The following is a 15,286-nucleotide window of genomic DNA, read 5'->3' on the forward strand; positions in this document are numbered from 1 at the left end:
ATCCGTTGTCGTTCATGAGTATCGCCGATGTCCTCATCCAGGTTCGCCCTGCTCCGCCGCCGTCGCCTGAGCCTGATCATCCTGGCCTGCCTGCTGGTATTGCTGCCGATTGGCTGCGCAAAACTGGAGCAGACCGAGCGCGAGCTGGTGTTTCGCATCGAACCCGGCACCGCCCGCTGGTTCAGTGGTCTGCCCGCTGGCCTCGAGGAGGTGCAACTGCAGTCCGCGAACCTGACGGCCGATGAAAGCCTGCATGCCTGGTGGTGGCCCGCGGCGCGCAAGGATGCCCCGGCACTGCTCTACCTGCACGGTTCGCGCTGGAACCTGACCGGCCAGCTGTTTCGCATCGAACAGTTGCATGCCATGGGCTTCTCGGTACTGGCAGTGGACTACCGCGGCTTCGGCCAAAGCCGAGGCGCCCTGCCCTCCGAGCGTAGCGTCTACCAGGACGCCCTGATCGCCTGGCAGCACCTGGCACGCCTGCAGCCAGAGGCGGACAAGCGCTTCATCTACGGTCATTCACTGGGTGGCGCCGTGGCGGTCAACCTGGCGCACGAACTGGCTGGCGAAGATGAGGCTGCTCAGGCCGCCGGCCTGATCGTCGAGTCCAGCTTCACCAACCTGGGTGATGTGGCGGCAGCGGTAACCAATACCTCGCTGCCCGTGCGCTGGCTGCTGTCGCAGGAGTTCGATTCGCTGGGCAAGATCGGTGATGTCGGTATCCCGGTGCTGATCGCCCACGGGCGAGACGACCGCTACGTGCCCTCGCGCTTCAGCGAGGCGCTGTTCGCCGCCGCCAACGAACCCAAGCAGCTGCTGCTGATCGACGGCGCCAACCACAACAACGGCCTGCGCATGGCCGGCAACAGCTATCGGCAGGCGTTGCGGGCGCTGGGGCTCGAATTCAACTGATGGCCTGAGCGACCTCAGGACTTGAATTGCTGCAGATAGAGTTCCTCGACCTTGGTCCGTGCCCAGGGCGTCTTGCGCAGAAAGGTCAGGCTCGATTTGATGCTCGGCTCGTGCTTGAAACAGCGGACATCGACCTGACGGGCCAAGCCCTCCCAGCCAATGCGCTCCACCAGAGCGGAGAGAATCGCCTTCAAGGTCAGGCCGTGGAGCGGGTCGTTGCTGGTCATGAAAGCATCCGTCAAAAAAGAGTGGGCCTATCTTAGAACCCCCATAACGAAAAAGGCGATGACTGCCGAGCAGTCATCGCCTTTGGGTCAGGCCGGCAAGGTTACGCCGACTTGTATTCGCTCTCGGCCTTGTCGAAGCGGCTCAGCATCGACTGGCTCGGCGCCTGACCGATACGGCTGAAGATGACGATGGCCAGGGTAGCGAGGATGAAGCCCGGGATGATCTCGTACAGACCCAGACCGATCCAGTTTTTCCACACGATCACGGTAGCGGCACCGACCAGCATGCCAGCCAGGGCGCCATTGCGGGTCATGCCCTTCCACAGCAGAGACAGAATGACCACCGGACCGAACGCAGCGCCGAAGCCGGCCCAGGCGTAGGACACCAGGCCCAGGACGCGGTTGTCCGGGTTGGCCGCCAGGGCGATGGCGACCAACGCGACCAGCAGCACCATGGCGCGGCCGACCCAGACCAGCTCGGTCTGCGAAGCGTCTTTACGCAGGAAGGCCTTGTAGAAGTCTTCGGTCAGCGCACTGGAGCACACCAGCAGTTGGCAGCTCAGGGTGCTCATCACCGCAGCCAGGATGGCGGACAGCAGGATACCGGCGATCCAGGGGTTGAACAGCAACTTGGCCAGCTCGATGAACACGCGCTCCGGGTTCTCGGCGACCGGGCCAGCCACTTCCGGGTGCGCCGCGAAGTAGGCGATACCGAAGAAACCTACGGCAACGGCACCCGCCAGGGTCAGGATCATCCAGGTCATCGAGATACGGCGAGCAGCCGGGATCGACTTGACCGAATCGGCGGCCATGAAGCGCGCCAGGATATGCGGCTGGCCGAAGTAGCCAAGGCCCCAGGCCATCAGCGAAATCACCCCCACGAAGGTGGCGCCCTTGAGCATATCGAAGTTGGTGGCGTCGACAGCCTCGATCGCCACCATGGCCGGATCGAAACCACCGGTGGCGATCATCACCACGATCGGGGTGAGGATGAGGGCGAAGATCATCAGCGTGGCTTGCACGGTGTCGGTCCAGCTCACCGCCAGGAACCCGCCTATGAAGGTGTAGGCGATGGTCGCTGCGGCGCCGGCCCACAGCGCAGTCTCGTAGGACATGCCGAAGGTGCTTTCGAACAGGCGAGCACCGGCCACCACGCCGGAGGCGCAGTAGATGGTGAAGAACACCAGGATCACCAGCGCCGAGAAGATGCGCAGAATGCGGCTGTTGTCTTCGAAGCGATTGGTGAAGTAGTCAGGCAGGGTCAGGGCGTTGCCGTTGTGCTCGGTCTGCACGCGCAGACGACCGGCGACGAACAACCAGTTCAGGTAGGCGCCGATGACCAGGCCTATGGCGATCCAGCTTTCGGAAATGCCGGCGACGAAGATCGCGCCCGGCAAGCCCATGAGCAGCCAGCCGCTCATGTCGGAGGCGCCGGCGGACAGCGCGGTAACGAAGCTACCGAGGCTGCGGCCACCCAGGATGTAGTCGGAAAGGTTCTTGGTACGCAGATAGGCGATCAGGCCGATCAGCACCATGGCTGCGATGTACACCACGAAGGTGACGAGCATTGGAGTACTAGCTGTCATTTTGGGGGGCTCCCCTCTCGTTTGTTGTTCTCGGGCACCGTGCCCTGATTGGCAAAGTGCACCCGCTTTTGCGGATGCGGGGCTCCGGTCTCTCTTCCTCGTCACACCGATATCGAGTGGGCATGATCGAGGCAGATACCGGTGCAGTGAAACCTCCACCACCTCGTCACTGCATCGGCAAGTGCCTGAGCACTTTCCCTGACCTCCCTGGCTTGCGCCTGCGGCCACCGAATCGCGTTACCACCACAGTTCGACTGCAAGAACCTCTCTTATCGGTCTAGCCCAGCAATGCTGGTCTGACCAATAGACGCAGACAAAAACGGTCGTAACGAAAGTGAAGGGCGGAATTTAGTGGCAGAAGCGAGCGGGCTTCTTGCTGAAAGCTCTGGAGTTTTTACAGAAATCTCCGACTCGGGGAACTTCCGGCAAACAGCTGTTTCGGCCCTCCGCCGATAACCTGATCGCTCGATCAGCCGTTGTCAGGCTGGCGAAAAGGCAGATAGCTTCGCGCCTCTTGCGCGTAAACCCGCATGCCAGAGCGCTCCTGTTCGAGAAAATCGACAACGGCAGCATGCAGTCCCGGGTGACGGAGATAGTGCCATGAGCGGGTGAGAACCGGCTCGAAGCCCCGGATCAGTTTGTGCTCGCCCTGCGCCCCGGCATCGAAGCGCTGCAGACCTTCGGCGATGGCCAACTCCATGCCCTGATAGAAGCAGGTTTCGAAATGCAGCCGATCGAATTCGGCCAGACAACCCCAGTAGCGGCCATAGAAGGTATCGCCATCGGCGAGGCTGAAGGCCATGGCCAGCGCACGGCCACGCTGCATCGCGAACACCACCCGAATCATCTCGGGCATGCGTTCAGCCAGCAGACTGAAAAAGTCCCGCGTCAGATAGGGCGCCTGGCCACGTACGTGGTAGGTGTTGGCGTAGCAGTGATAGACGAAATCCCAGTCCGCCTCGCTCAATTCGCCGCCCAGGCGCCTGTCGAACTCGATGCCCTGCCCCGCCACCTGTTCACGTTCCTTGCGCATCTGCTTGCGCTTACGCGAACTGAGCGCATCGAGAAAGTCCTGGAAATCCCGGTAACCCCGATTGTGCCAATGGAACTGGCAACCCAAGCGCTCCAGCCACCCCGGTCGTTGTGCCATCACGGCATCACAGGCCGGGCTGGTGAAATTGATGTGCAGGCTCGACAACGCTTCCTGGCTCAATCCGGCTGTCAGCGCGTCAAGCAACTCCCCGGCCGCACGGGCATCACCCAGCAAGCGTGCTCCGCTCACCGGAGAGAACGGCACGGCGCCCAGCAGTTTGGGGTAGTAGCCGATACCGGCGCGCCGGCAAGCATCGGCCCAGGCATGGTCGAACACGTATTCGCCGTAGGAATGCTGCTTCAGATAAGCCGGCAATGCTGCCTGCACCTTGCCGTGCTCATCGCACCACAGCCGGTGCGAGGGCTGCCAGCCACTGCGGCCACCGACGCTGCCGCTGTCCTCCAGCGCACTGAGAAAGGCATGACGCAGAAAGGGTTGTGGCTGTATCAGCAGCCCATCCCAGACGTCGGCGGGTAACGTTTGAAGCGAGTCGATGATGGTGAGGGGCATGAACTGAATCCCAGAAGCCAGACTGCAATATATCTCTAACAAGGCGCCAGCAAGATGGCTGCCGGCTTATTACCCCTCAATCTTCTCTGGACTCATCATGCGTAAATCACTGTTTGCCCTCGGCGTTGCCATCAGCTTCGTCGCCCCCGGCGCCCTCGCAGCGCCTGGTATCGTTCATCCCTTCCATGCAGCGCAGGCAAAAGACGCACCGAATCAAGTGCACATGGCAGTCGAGATTCCAGCCGGCAGCATCACCAAATACGAGATCAACGAAGAAGGTCTGGTTTTCGTCGACCGTTTCCAGTCGATGCCGGTTGCCTATCCAGCCAACTATGGCTCGCTGCCACGCACCCAGGGTGGCGACGGTGATCCGCTCGATGCGCTGGTACTCACCCGCGAAGCGCTGCATCCAGGGGTGCTGATCAAGTTCCGCCCGGTCGCGGTGCTGAGAATGATCGACGGTGGGGAGGCGGACGAGAAGATAATCGGTGTCCCCAGCAGTGATGTCGATCCGACTTACGACAAGATCCTCGATGTCGATGACCTGCCTCTGATTGAACGCCAGCGCATCGAAGCTTTCTTTCGCGTCTACAAGCAGTTGCCGGAAGGTCGCAAGAAAGTCGAACTCAATGGCTACGGCAATGCAGCCGAGGCGCGACAGCTTATCGAAGAAGCACTGGAGCGTTTCCAGAAGCAAAACTGATCGCAGAGGTCAGAGAGCCCCAGCAGGTCTGGGGCTTTTTTGTTCAGTTGAAATGTACGGCGAATGAAATGGCGATGTTTTCGGCTACATGGCGCCAAGCTGGTAACAATAAAAAACCCCGCACATGGCGGGGTTCAAAGGAGCAACCAGGTATTACTTAGAACGCATACTGAGCACGGAATACCATGCCGTCGCCGTCGTCGTCGCCATTGGCGTTGGTGGAGTTGTCGACCTTGGCCTTGACGTAGACACCGCTGATCTTGACGGAGTCGTTGACGTACCAGTTGACACCCAAATTGTGGACCTTGGCTTCAATGTCACTGATAGCTGCACGAGCACCGTTGTCGTCGTCTACCGACAGGTGGTCATAGCGGTAGAAAAGCTCCCAGGCGCCAATCTGCTTGTTGCTGGGCTTGATGCTGTCGAACTTGCCGAGCTTGTAGCCACGGGCTTCACCGGTAAGGGTGTACGCCACCTGAGCGTAGTAGCCATCACCTTCGATATCGTCGAAGGCAGCGCTGTCAGCTTCCATTTCACGCTTGATGTATTCGCCTTGAATCGAGAACGGACCCATGGCGAATGCGGCTTCAACACCGAGGGCGCTATCGTTGTCGTAGGAGCCTGCCGGCGAAACGTTGGTACCACCCAGAACCAGACGGTTGCCGTTGGTACCCGCATCGTTACCACCGCTGGTGCTCACGCCACGCATGCCCATACGGCTGCGAATACGGGCGTCGAACGCGGTGTCGGAGAGGTCACGCTGGGCGTAGTTGACACCGAAGTGCAGAACGTTGCCGGCTTCGTGCATCGGAGCGAAAACACCGCGCAGGTTGAATTGCTTGGTGCTTTCACCATCGACATCGTTCTGGTCTTTGGCGCTCAGACCGAAGGAACCGTACAGCGAATCACCTGCGCTGCCAGAAACCTGGATACCGAGACCATTCTGATGGGCGTTGGCCCAGTCAACCAGATCGTAAGCAGCGTTACGCTCCTGAGCAGTCACCCACTTGGAGCTCGTGGCTTTTTCAAGACCGAATTCAGGGTCGAAACGACCTACCTTGATGGAGACCGGAGCGAAACCGTTGTAGGCGATGGAAGCTTCGTCGAAGTAACCATCTTCAGAGCTGCCGGCGTTGTGAGAGAAATCGTAGCTGAAGGTGTAAGCCCAGTCCTTGTAGACATAGCCCGACAGCTCGAGGAAAGCGCGGCGGAAGTAGGCAGCATCGGCGTTGTCACCGTTCACGGTATAGATGCCGTCGAAGGTGCTGTAGTCTGCTTGCAGACGGCCGCCAATCTTGAAACCGAACTGCTTGTCGGTGGTACCGACTTCCAGACCGCCTTTGGTCTTGATCACGATATCGGCGCCGTCAGTGGTGACAGTACCGGCGAAAGCCTGGGCGGAAACGGCCAGAGCCAGGGCGCTGGCTACGAAACCGGCGAAGTGCTTACGGATCATCGAGAAATTCCCCTGTTGGACTTTTAGTGTTGAAAACACCCGAGCTATTGGCTCGTTCGTGCTGGGGGAATCTTGGCGAGGGGTTATTTCAGCTCAGTTGCTGATATATAAAGATTTGATGACAGCGGAACTTTTTACTTCCGATACTTATAAGAAGATCAGGAGGCATGCAGCCGCGGTCCCAGCAGGATGATGGTGGCGCCTGCCAGGCACAGCGCAGCGCCCAACCAGTCGCTGAGCATCGGCCGGGTCTTTTCGATCAGCGCCAGCCACACCAGCGAAGCGACGATATACACACCGCCATAGGCGGCATAGGCGCGACCGGCGAACGAGGCTTCGACGCGGGTCAGAATCAGGCTGAACAGCGCCAGGCTGACCAATCCAGGCAGCACCCACCAGGCACTGCGATCGAGCCGCAGCCACATCCAGAAGGCGTAGCAACCGGCGATCTCGAACAAGGCCGCCAGCAGGAACCACAGATAGTTGATCATTCTCGTCCCCTAACCGCGCAAGGCGCCTTCACGCTCCCAGGCGCAGCGCACGCGTAACCCCCCCTCCTGCGGGCTGTGAAAGCCGCTATCGGACTCCCAGCGGAAGGTGTGCATGCCATTGAGCTCGGTTTCCAGGTGCACAACCGCGCTGGCCCAATACAGGCGCTTGAGCAGCGCCTCGAAGGCTTCGATCCACAGGTTCCACTCGTACTCGATCGCGCCATAGCTGGCACCGAAGTGAATCACCTGGGTCTGGTAGAGCCCGGCACCGGGCAGGTCGCAGAAAGAGAACATCTCGCGGCCGAGAAACGGCCAGAGCTCGCCGGCCGGCAACTCGGCCAGCACGCCATGGTTGGTTTCACGGCGCAGGCGACGCAACTCGGGATCATCCGAGGGCCAGTCGCGGATGCAGCCATAGACGATGGATTCGGACTCCACACCGGCACTCCTGAAAAAGCAGAACGCCTTCTAACACAGCACGTCTGGGCAAGAAAGGAACTGCTGCCAATTCTTCAGCGAGCCTGGCGTCGGCTACGGCCCAACAGCCAGGCCACTAGCGTCATCACCAGTGCCAGTCCGGTGAGCACCGCGAATGGCAGACGGTAGCTGCCGGACAGATCACGTGCCAGCCCGGTGAGAATGGGCGTCAGGCAGCCCAGGCTGTAACCGGTGAACAGCATCATCGCTGTCCAGCGGCTGACCGCCAGCGGCGAGCCGGCTTCGTACAGCGGCAGCACCAGCGACAGGGCGAAGGAGCCGCCCAGCGAAAAGCCCAGAATCACCGCCCACAATTCGGGAACGAAGCGCGGCGTGAAGGTGACCATCGCCAGGCAACCGCAGGTGACCGCCCCGCACGCCAGCAGCAGTGGATAGCGCGCATTATAGCGCTGTGCCAGCCAGGGCAGCAGAAACGAGCTGGGCAGCCCCATGAGCATGGCCAGACTGAGCAGCGAGTTACTGCGCAGCATGCTCAGCCCAGCTTCGTGATAGCGCGCTACCGCCCAGGTCGCGATGGCATAAAACAAGCCCGCCTGAATGGCGAAGAAGCAGCTGATCAGCCAGGCGCGTGGCTGCCGCCAGGGCAAACCACCGCCCTCCTGCTCGTCAGCGGCGCTGGCCTGATTGGGTAACCACAGCCAAAGCATCACCCCGAACAACGCAGGCGCGGCCCACACCGCCAGCCCCAGGTGCCAGGCATCGCCAAACAGCGCCGTAGCCGGAGCCGTGAGCACCGCACCGCCAGCACCGCCGATGGCCATGCCCAGTGAGTACCAGCCCACCACACGGCCCATCTGGCTGGCGAAGTGACGCTTGATGAAGCCCGACAACAAAGGCCCGGCAACCGCGATGGCGGCTCCCAAAGCGATGGCACTGCCGATCAGCACCACGCTCTGGTGCGCAGCCAGACGCGCCAGCAGCGCCAGGCCAATAAGCCCAAGGCAAAGCACGATGGTGCGTTCAAGGCCCCAGCGCATCGCCAGGCGCGGCGCCAAGGGCGCGAGCAGACCCATGCACAGCACCGGCAAGGCCGTGGTCAGGCTGATGAAGCTGCGGCTCAGCGACAGCTCCGCAGCGATGCGCTCGATCAGCGGCGCGAGGGAAGTGATGCCGGGGCGCAAATTGATCGCCGCCAGCACCAGGGCCACCAGCAACAGGGCCCGAGGGACAGGTTTCACGAGTTATCCGAAGTCATTACGGCAGGCAGGCCGGGGCGGCCACCCTACCCCTGCAGGCCATGCCAGGCAAGCCTGCAGGTGCAAATAGCTGACCTTGTGATCAGCTGGCAGGCTTGGCCTTGCCACGCATTTTCTCGGCCATGCTGGCCATTTCGTCGTACAGCGCCTGCGGGTTCTTCTGCTTCAGCGCCCAGGCCATACGACCCATTTCGTGCGGCAGAATCATGAAACTGCCCTTGGCCATCTCATCGTGGATGTAATTGGCGATATCAGACGCGCTGATCGGTGAGCTTTCCAGCAACTTGCCAACCTGCGCCTTCATCGCCGGGGTCGGGCCACGGAAGGAATCCAGCAGATTGGTCTGGAAGAACGACGGGCAGACCACATGCACGCCAACCTCCAGTTGACGCAGCTCTACCAGCAGACTTTCCGACAGGGCCACCACGCCGGCCTTGGCAACGTTGTAGTTGCTCATGCCCGGCCCCTGCATCAGCGCGGCCATGGAGGCGATGTTGACGATCTTGCCCTTGCTCTTTTCCAGCAGCGGCAAAAATGCCTTGCAGCCTTTGACCACGCCCATCAGGTTGATCGAGATTTGCCAGTCCCAGTCCTCCAGCGACAACTCGCTGAAGAAGCCGCCGGAAGCGACACCGGCGTTGTTGACGACGATGTCGATGCCACCGAACTGCTCTTCGCAGGCTTGCGCCAGGGCGGTCAGCTGGCTGTAGTCACGCACGTCGCAGCGACGAGTGAAGCCGTCGCCACCGGCCTCGCGTACCAATTTCAAGGTTTCGGTCAGGCCGGCCTCGTTGACGTCGGCCAGCGCCAGTAGCCAACCCTCGCGCGCCCAACGCAGGGCAATTTCGCGTCCCAGGCCGGAGCCTGCGCCAGTGATCATCATGCGGTTTTGCATAGCAGCCCTGCCTTCAATGTCTGGTTGCAATGGCTGCCAGTGTAGCGAAGGCAATAAAGCTCCCGCGCCTTCATCAGACTTATGAATAGGCAGGGCAAATCGGGATCAAGCCTTATTGCGCCAGCGCCAGATCAGCCAGACGTAAACGATCAGGTTGACCAGCACCACGATCGCGCCCAGCCAGAGCTGAATCTGTGGCGTGAGCCCAGCCGGATAGATCAGCGGTATCAGGTAGTGCTCGATGAAGCCGCCCTCATAGCCCGCCTGCCCGGCCATTCGGCGCATCTGGTTTTCCCAGGGCGTCAGCGGGCAACCCAGATGCAAGCACTCCACCACGATGCCCCAGACTACTGCAGGCAGGTGCAGCCAGAACAACCGCGGCCAACGCAGCAGCAGCAAGCCACCCAGCAGCACGAACAGGATGAAGCCCAGGTGCACCAGAACCAGGGCGTCAGCAGCCATGCGCCACAGCATCGCGGCTCAGTCCACCACGAACAGGCGTGCGCCGGATGTTGTCGAGGAACGATGGGCCTCGGCCCCATCCGCCACCTGATAACTCATACCGGGCTTGAGCACGAATACCCGGCCATCCTCGAGCTCGGTGGTCAACTCACCGTCCAGGCACAACAGCACATGCCCTTTGTGACACCAGTGGTCGGCGAGATAGCCCGGCGAATACTCGACCATACGCACACGCAGCGCGCCGAACTGACCCGTGCGCCAGCGTGCCACGCCACGCTCACCCGGATGTTCGGTCGTCGCTATCGCCGCCCAGTCCGTCACGCCAAAGGGAATATCACTGATCTGCATCGTCCGACTCCATCGAAGTAGGGCACCACCTTAACGCAGCCACCCTGGGGCAAAATAAATAGAAAGAGACTTTATGAACACAAAAATCGATTGACCTTGACTATCAAAACCATGCAAAGCCCACATTTCCCAGCGCTGGCGAACAGGACTAGTCTGTTCCACATGACGAAATGATTCTCAACGAGGTGCAGCATGCTCAAGACACTGACCTTCACCATCATGCACTTCTGCATTGCCTTCGGTGTCACCTATGCACTGACCGGCAGCGTGGCAGCCAGTAGCCTGGTGGCAGCGATCGAGCCGCTGTGCAACTCGGTGGGTTTCTACTTCCACGAGAAGGTCTGGCAACGTTTCGAGCGCCGTCGTCAGCCGTCGGCAGAGCGTCCCAAACATGCCTGGCTGCACCATCACGCCTGACTGGAAAAGCCTGCAACCGGCCAGACGCCAGCGACGCCTCACTCAAATTACTCAAGTTCCCCTGCGATAAGGCAGGATAGTCTGGCACTTTGCCCAGCTTGTTGCTGTCATAAGCCAGCTGTTCAATCCAGACGCTCTCTTATTCAAAGGGACTTAGCACATGCCCAGCATTGTCCGACTCGCCGCCTTGCTCGGTGGCCTGGCCTTCTGTGCCTCAGCGATGGCCGCCGATGTGGATGCGCAAAGCTACGGCTATCCACTGGCCAACCCGTTCGAGGCGACCATCGCCACCACGCCACCCGAGCTACGCCCGGAGCTCCCTGCCGACGGTGACATCAGACAAAGCGACTACTCGGTACGCCTGCGCCCGGATCGCGAGTTCGAGTTGCTGGACAATTTCTGGCCGGTGACCAAACTGCACTACCGTCTGGCCCAGCAGAATGGCCGTGCGCCGCTGATCTTCATCATCGCTGGCACTGGCGCACACTACGCCAGCGGCACCACCGAATACCTGAAGAAGCTGTTCTACGGCGCCGGTTTCCACGTCGTGCAGCTGTCATCGCCAACCAGCTACGATTTCATGGCCGCCGCCTCGCGCTTCGCCACACCTGGCTACAGCCCGGACGATGCCGACGACCTATACCGCGTGATGCAGGCCGTACGCGCCCAACACCCGAAGCTCGACGTCAGCGAGTTCCTGCTAACCGGTTACAGCCTCGGCGCGTTGCATGCCGCCTTTGTCAGCCAGCTCGATGAAACCCGCCGCGCCTTCGATTTCAAACGCGTGCTGCTGCTCAACCCGCCAGTCAACCTCTACACCTCCATCACCAATCTGGACAAACTGGTGCAGACCAAGGTCCAGGGCATCGACAACAGCACCAACTTCTATGACCTGGTATTGAGCAAGCTGACCCGCTACTTCAATGACAAGGGCTATCTGGACATCAATGAGGCCATGCTCTACGACTTCCAGCAGTCCACGGAGCGGCTCTCGGACGAACAGATGGCCATGCTGATCGGCACCTCGTTCCGCTTCTCGTCTGCCGACATCGTGTTCACCTCGGACCTGCTCAACCGCCGTGGCCTGATTACCCCGCGCGACTACCGCATCACCGAGAGCACCAGTCTCACGCCGTTCTTCCAGATGGCTCTGCGCTGCGACTTCGATTGCTATATCGCCGAGCAACTGATGCCCATGTGGCGTGCTCGATACGATGGCGGCAGCCTCAACCAGTTGGTCGACAAGAGCAGCCTGTATGCGCTGGAGGACTACCTCAGAGGCAGCGACAAGGTCTCGGTGATGCACAATGCCGACGACCTGATCCTCGGCCAGGGCGACATCGGCTTCCTGCGCCGCACCTTTGGCGACCGCCTGACCCTTTACCCGCGCGGCGGGCACTGCGGCAACCTCAACTATCGCGTCAACGCCGACGCCATGCTGGAGTTCTTCCGTGGTTAAACACAGCACGCTTATCATCGCCCTGCTGCTGGCCAGCGGGCAGACACTGGCCGAGGGCCAGGTCGACGCAGACGGTTTCACCAACCCGCTGCAGAATCTGCAGTTCAATCCGGGGCTGGATCAACAGGAATTCGAGCGAGCCTCCAGCGACGCCCTGCAGGTCTATGACCCGCTGGAGTCGTGGAACCGCCGCGTCTACCACTTCAACTACCGTTTCGATCAGTGGGTGTTCCTGCCCGTGGTTGACGGCTACCGCTATGTCACGCCGGACCTGGTGCAAACCGGCGTACACAACTTCTTCAACAACCTCGGCGAAATTCCCACCTTGGCCAACAGCGTGCTGCAGCTCAAGGGCCAACGCGCGATGAACAGCACCGCGCGGTTGCTGTTCAATACCATCCTGGGTGTCGGCGGTATCTGGGACCCGGCGACGAAAATGGGCCTGCCACGATCGAGCGAAGACTTCGGCCAGACCCTCGGCTACTACGGTGTACCCGCTGGGCCTTACCTGATGCTGCCGTTGCTAGGGCCGTCGAACCTGCGCGACACCGGTGGGCTGGTGGCGGACTACGGCCTGGAGAATGCGGTCAATTACCTCGATGTGGCCGACGCCAGTCGCAGCAATCCCGGCATCACCGCACTGCGCATCGTCGACACCCGCGCCAATACCGGCTTCCGCTATGGCCAACTCAACTCGCCGTTCGAGTACGAGAAGATCCGCTACTTCTATCACGAGTCGCGCAAGCTGAAGATTGCTGACTGACCTTCGCCAATGCATCGAAATTATCGATGCATTGGCGGTGAATTTTCCACCCAAATATCGATTCAATGCGACTAGCATGGCGTCATTCCTACCCTTCAAGGAGCCCGCCATGACCTCGCAACGCCGCGTCATCAGTATCCAGCCTGGCCAACCCGCCTCAGACGGCGCCGGTGTGCGCCTCAACCGCGTGATCGGCGGGCCTGGCCTGGAGCGTTTCGACCCGTTCCTGATGCTCGACGAGTTTTCCACCGACAATCCCGACGACTACATCGCCGGCTTCCCGCCGCATCCGCATCGCGGCTTCGAAACCATCACCTACATGCTCGAAGGGCGCATGCGCCACGAAGATCACCTGGGCAACGTCGGCCTGCTCGGCAGCGGCGGCGTGCAATGGATGACGGCTGCGCGCGGCATCATCCACAGCGAGATGCCCGAGCAGGAGTCCGGCGCCATGCGTGGCTTCCAGCTCTGGCTCAACCTGCCGGCCAAGGACAAGCTGGGTGAAGCGGGCTATCGCGACATTCCAGCCACCGACATCCCGCGCATCACCACGGCGTCCGGCGCCGAGGTGGTGGTGATCGCCGGTGAATTCGATGACGGCGAGATTCGCCAGGCCGGCGCCGTGCAGCGTCCACACACCCAGCCTCAGCTGTTCGACCTGCACCTGCCGGCCGGCAGCAAGGTCGCACCGCGCCTGGCCGATGGTCAGCGGGTCATGCTGTACGTTTACCAAGGCCTGCTCGAGCTGCCCGAGGCCAGTGCACAACCGGTCAGCGCCGGGCGTCTGGTGCGGCTATCCGACGAAGGTGAGCTGCACCTGGCCAGCACCCATGGCGCACGGGTATTACTGATCGCTGGTACACCACTGAACGAACCCATCGTGCAGTACGGACCGTTCGTGATGAACAGCCGCGAGGAAATCGAGCAAGCCATGCGCGATTTTCGTGATGGCGTACTGGCCTGAAACACCAGAGCCGACAAGCCGTAGGATGCGCCGCGCGCACCGCCTGCCAGCAGGGGAGCCACCCGGTGCGCGCAGCACACCCTACCAACTATCAAACGATGCGGCTCAGGCAGGCTGCGCCACTTCGACCAGCCCGAGAAAACGACAGAGTTCGGCCTTGCGCGTCATCGCATCCTGATAGCCCAACTCGATCAGTTCACTGCAGTAACCGGGCTCGAACAGCAGATAGCTGAGTACGCCTGCACCGCCGGCCTTGGTCGCCCCTGGGCCACGCAGAAACAGGCGTAGCGCCTTGGGCAGCTCACGCTGATGACGGGCGGCGATCTGATCCAGCGGCTGGCTCGGCGCGATCACCAGCACGTCCACCGGGTTCAACCCCAATCCACGGGGACGCCGCTCCGGCGGCACCAGTGCGCTCATCTGGTTGAGTCGTTCGAGCAGCTCGATATCGGTTTCCAGGTTGTCGATGAAGGTACTGTTGAGCATGTGTCCGCCGATCTGCGCCAGGCTCGGCGGCCGGGTGCTCATCACGCGCGGCAGCTCGGCATCGGGTTCGAGCTGGGCATTGCCGCTCACGCCGATCACCAACACGCGACTGGCACCCAGGTGCAACGCCGGGCTGATCGGCGCCGCCTGGCGCACCGCGCCGTCCCCAAAATATTCACGGTTGATCTTCATCGGCGGAAAAATCAGCGGAATCGATGCGCTGGCCAGCAAATGATCCAGCTGCAGACGAGTCGGTACACCGACGCGACGATGGCGGAACCAGGGGTCGATGGTGGCGCGGCCCTGATAAAAGGTCACCGTCTGACCGCTTTCGTAGCCGAAGGCCGTCACTGCTACCGCTCGCAGCTGGCGATGGCGCACGGCTGCGGCGATGCCGGAGAAGTCGAGTTCGCGCTCCAGCAACTCGCGCAACGGCGAACTGTCGAGCAAGGCCACCGGAACATCGCGGCCCAGGCCGAGCAAGCTATGGCCAACGAAACGCGCCGCCTGACGCAGCACGCCAGGCCAGTCGCTGCGGTACACCATATGGGTGTGAAAGCCCTGCCAGACCGAGGTCAGGCGCCGCACCGCCTCGCCGAACTGCAGCGCGCCACAGGCCAGGCCGACGGCATTGATTGCCCCGGCCGAGGTGCCGACTATCACTGGAAAGGGATTGTGCGAGGCGTCCGGCAGTAGATCGGCGATGGCTGCCAACACCCCGACCTGATAGGCCGCCCGCGCTCCACCGCCGGAAAGAATCAGCCCGGTGACGGGCTCATGGGGGTGGGCAGCTGCTGTCATCGGCCAATCCTGATTTTCT

The 15,286-nt window shown here is 61.4% G+C and carries 17 protein-coding genes; 6 read left to right on the plus strand and 11 right to left on the minus strand.

Annotated features, from left to right (window positions below; translation table 11 throughout):
* Positions 1 to 27 precede the first annotated feature (27 nt).
* Positions 28 to 912, plus strand: coding sequence for an alpha/beta hydrolase (locus tag H3221_RS11295; RefSeq protein WP_196475336.1), 885 nt, complete (start codon positions 28 to 30; stop codon positions 910 to 912).
* Positions 913 to 926: 14 nt separating this feature from the next.
* Here the strand turns inward: H3221_RS11295 and H3221_RS11300 are convergent, their stop codons facing one another.
* The 3 genes from H3221_RS11300 to H3221_RS11310 all read right to left on the minus strand — a co-directional run bounded on the left by H3221_RS11300 (position 927) and on the right by H3221_RS11310 (position 4,328).
* Positions 927 to 1,139 carry a VF530 family protein gene (locus tag H3221_RS11300; RefSeq protein ID WP_196475335.1) on the minus strand — a complete coding sequence of 71 codons (213 nt, stop codon included), beginning with the start codon at positions 1,137 to 1,139 and terminating at the stop codon, positions 927 to 929.
* 101 nt (positions 1,140 to 1,240) lie between these two features.
* Entirely contained in the window at positions 1,241 to 2,725 is a 1,485-nt protein-coding gene (putP, locus tag H3221_RS11305; protein ID WP_196475334.1) for a sodium/proline symporter PutP, read from the minus strand.
* A gap of 469 nt (positions 2,726 to 3,194) precedes the next feature.
* Positions 3,195 to 4,328 (minus strand): GNAT family N-acetyltransferase, encoded by a 1,134-nt coding sequence (locus tag H3221_RS11310; RefSeq protein ID WP_196475333.1) that lies wholly within the window; start codon positions 4,326 to 4,328, stop codon positions 3,195 to 3,197.
* 97 nt (positions 4,329 to 4,425) lie between these two features.
* On the opposite strand from H3221_RS11310, the gene H3221_RS11315 reads away from it, so the two are divergent.
* Positions 4,426 to 5,031, plus strand: coding sequence for an inorganic diphosphatase (locus tag H3221_RS11315; RefSeq protein ID WP_196475332.1), 606 nt, complete (start codon positions 4,426 to 4,428; stop codon positions 5,029 to 5,031).
* A 157-nt stretch (positions 5,032 to 5,188) separates the two neighbouring features.
* On the opposite strand, the gene H3221_RS11320 is transcribed toward H3221_RS11315, so the two are convergent.
* The 7 genes from H3221_RS11320 to H3221_RS11350 all read right to left on the minus strand — a co-directional run bounded on the left by H3221_RS11320 (position 5,189) and on the right by H3221_RS11350 (position 10,377).
* Positions 5,189 to 6,487 (minus strand): OprO/OprP family phosphate-selective porin, encoded by a 1,299-nt coding sequence (locus H3221_RS11320; RefSeq protein WP_196475331.1) that lies wholly within the window; start codon positions 6,485 to 6,487, stop codon positions 5,189 to 5,191.
* 158 nt (positions 6,488 to 6,645) lie between these two features.
* Complete coding sequence (locus tag H3221_RS11325) at positions 6,646 to 6,978, minus strand: YnfA family protein (RefSeq protein ID WP_196475330.1); 333 nt, start codon at positions 6,976 to 6,978, stop codon at positions 6,646 to 6,648.
* Positions 6,979 to 6,987: 9 nt separating this feature from the next.
* Positions 6,988 to 7,416 (minus strand): hypothetical protein, encoded by a 429-nt coding sequence (locus H3221_RS11330; RefSeq protein ID WP_021488323.1) that lies wholly within the window; start codon positions 7,414 to 7,416, stop codon positions 6,988 to 6,990.
* A 74-nt stretch (positions 7,417 to 7,490) separates the two neighbouring features.
* Positions 7,491 to 8,654, minus strand: a complete 1,164-nt coding sequence (locus tag H3221_RS11335) for an MFS transporter (protein WP_031306446.1) — start codon at positions 8,652 to 8,654, stop codon at positions 7,491 to 7,493.
* Positions 8,655 to 8,754: 100 nt separating this feature from the next.
* Complete coding sequence (locus H3221_RS11340) at positions 8,755 to 9,567, minus strand: SDR family oxidoreductase (protein ID WP_021488321.1); 813 nt, start codon at positions 9,565 to 9,567, stop codon at positions 8,755 to 8,757.
* 105 nt (positions 9,568 to 9,672) lie between these two features.
* Positions 9,673 to 10,041: a DUF2784 domain-containing protein gene (locus H3221_RS11345; RefSeq protein WP_021488320.1), complete on the minus strand. Its 369-nt coding sequence runs from the start codon at positions 10,039 to 10,041 to the stop codon at positions 9,673 to 9,675.
* Positions 10,042 to 10,047: 6 nt separating this feature from the next.
* Entirely contained in the window at positions 10,048 to 10,377 is a 330-nt protein-coding gene (locus H3221_RS11350; RefSeq protein ID WP_196475329.1) for a DHCW motif cupin fold protein, read from the minus strand.
* A gap of 192 nt (positions 10,378 to 10,569) precedes the next feature.
* Between H3221_RS11350 and H3221_RS11355 the strand changes: the two genes are divergently transcribed.
* From H3221_RS11355 to H3221_RS11370, 4 genes are all read left to right on the plus strand, one after another.
* Complete coding sequence (locus H3221_RS11355) at positions 10,570 to 10,794, plus strand: DUF2061 domain-containing protein (RefSeq protein ID WP_196475328.1); 225 nt, start codon at positions 10,570 to 10,572, stop codon at positions 10,792 to 10,794.
* 160 nt (positions 10,795 to 10,954) lie between these two features.
* Complete coding sequence (locus H3221_RS11360) at positions 10,955 to 12,253, plus strand: serine/threonine protein kinase (protein WP_196475327.1); 1,299 nt, start codon at positions 10,955 to 10,957, stop codon at positions 12,251 to 12,253.
* Positions 12,254 to 12,266: 13 nt separating this feature from the next.
* Positions 12,267 to 13,016, plus strand: a complete 750-nt coding sequence (locus H3221_RS11365) for an MlaA family lipoprotein (RefSeq protein ID WP_224490568.1) — start codon at positions 12,267 to 12,269, stop codon at positions 13,014 to 13,016.
* Positions 13,017 to 13,125: 109 nt separating this feature from the next.
* Positions 13,126 to 13,980 carry a pirin family protein gene (locus H3221_RS11370; protein WP_196475326.1) on the plus strand — a complete coding sequence of 285 codons (855 nt, stop codon included), beginning with the start codon at positions 13,126 to 13,128 and terminating at the stop codon, positions 13,978 to 13,980.
* 105 nt (positions 13,981 to 14,085) lie between these two features.
* On the opposite strand, the gene H3221_RS11375 is transcribed toward H3221_RS11370, so the two are convergent.
* A complete protein-coding gene (locus H3221_RS11375) occupies positions 14,086 to 15,267 on the minus strand; it encodes a patatin-like phospholipase family protein (RefSeq protein WP_196475325.1) in 1,182 nt (393 codons plus the stop codon).
* Positions 15,268 to 15,286 lie beyond the last annotated feature (19 nt).

The sequence above is a fragment of the Pseudomonas chaetocerotis genome (assembly GCF_015712105.2).
Taxonomy (GTDB): domain Bacteria; phylum Pseudomonadota; class Gammaproteobacteria; order Pseudomonadales; family Pseudomonadaceae; genus Aquipseudomonas; species Aquipseudomonas chaetocerotis.

Coding starts and splice junctions, on each gene's coding strand:
- H3221_RS11350 (WP_196475329.1), bottom strand. CDS start 10,377: ATGCAGATCAGTGATATTCCCTTTGGCGTGACGGACTGGGCGGCGATA.
- H3221_RS11320 (WP_196475331.1), bottom strand. CDS start 6,487: ATGATCCGTAAGCACTTCGCCGGTTTCGTAGCCAGCGCCCTGGCTCTG.
- H3221_RS11340 (WP_021488321.1), bottom strand. CDS start 9,567: ATGCAAAACCGCATGATGATCACTGGCGCAGGCTCCGGCCTGGGACGC.
- H3221_RS11310 (WP_196475333.1), bottom strand. CDS start 4,328: ATGCCCCTCACCATCATCGACTCGCTTCAAACGTTACCCGCCGACGTC.
- H3221_RS11355 (WP_196475328.1), top strand. CDS start 10,570: ATGCTCAAGACACTGACCTTCACCATCATGCACTTCTGCATTGCCTTC.
- H3221_RS11370 (WP_196475326.1), top strand. CDS start 13,126: ATGACCTCGCAACGCCGCGTCATCAGTATCCAGCCTGGCCAACCCGCC.
- H3221_RS11325 (WP_196475330.1), bottom strand. CDS start 6,978: ATGATCAACTATCTGTGGTTCCTGCTGGCGGCCTTGTTCGAGATCGCC.
- H3221_RS11360 (WP_196475327.1), top strand. CDS start 10,955: ATGCCCAGCATTGTCCGACTCGCCGCCTTGCTCGGTGGCCTGGCCTTC.
- H3221_RS11300 (WP_196475335.1), bottom strand. CDS start 1,139: ATGACCAGCAACGACCCGCTCCACGGCCTGACCTTGAAGGCGATTCTC.
- putP (WP_196475334.1), bottom strand. CDS start 2,725: ATGACAGCTAGTACTCCAATGCTCGTCACCTTCGTGGTGTACATCGCA.
- H3221_RS11295 (WP_196475336.1), top strand. CDS start 28: ATGTCCTCATCCAGGTTCGCCCTGCTCCGCCGCCGTCGCCTGAGCCTG.
- H3221_RS11345 (WP_021488320.1), bottom strand. CDS start 10,041: ATGCTGTGGCGCATGGCTGCTGACGCCCTGGTTCTGGTGCACCTGGGC.
- H3221_RS11375 (WP_196475325.1), bottom strand. CDS start 15,267: ATGACAGCAGCTGCCCACCCCCATGAGCCCGTCACCGGGCTGATTCTT.
- H3221_RS11315 (WP_196475332.1), top strand. CDS start 4,426: ATGCGTAAATCACTGTTTGCCCTCGGCGTTGCCATCAGCTTCGTCGCC.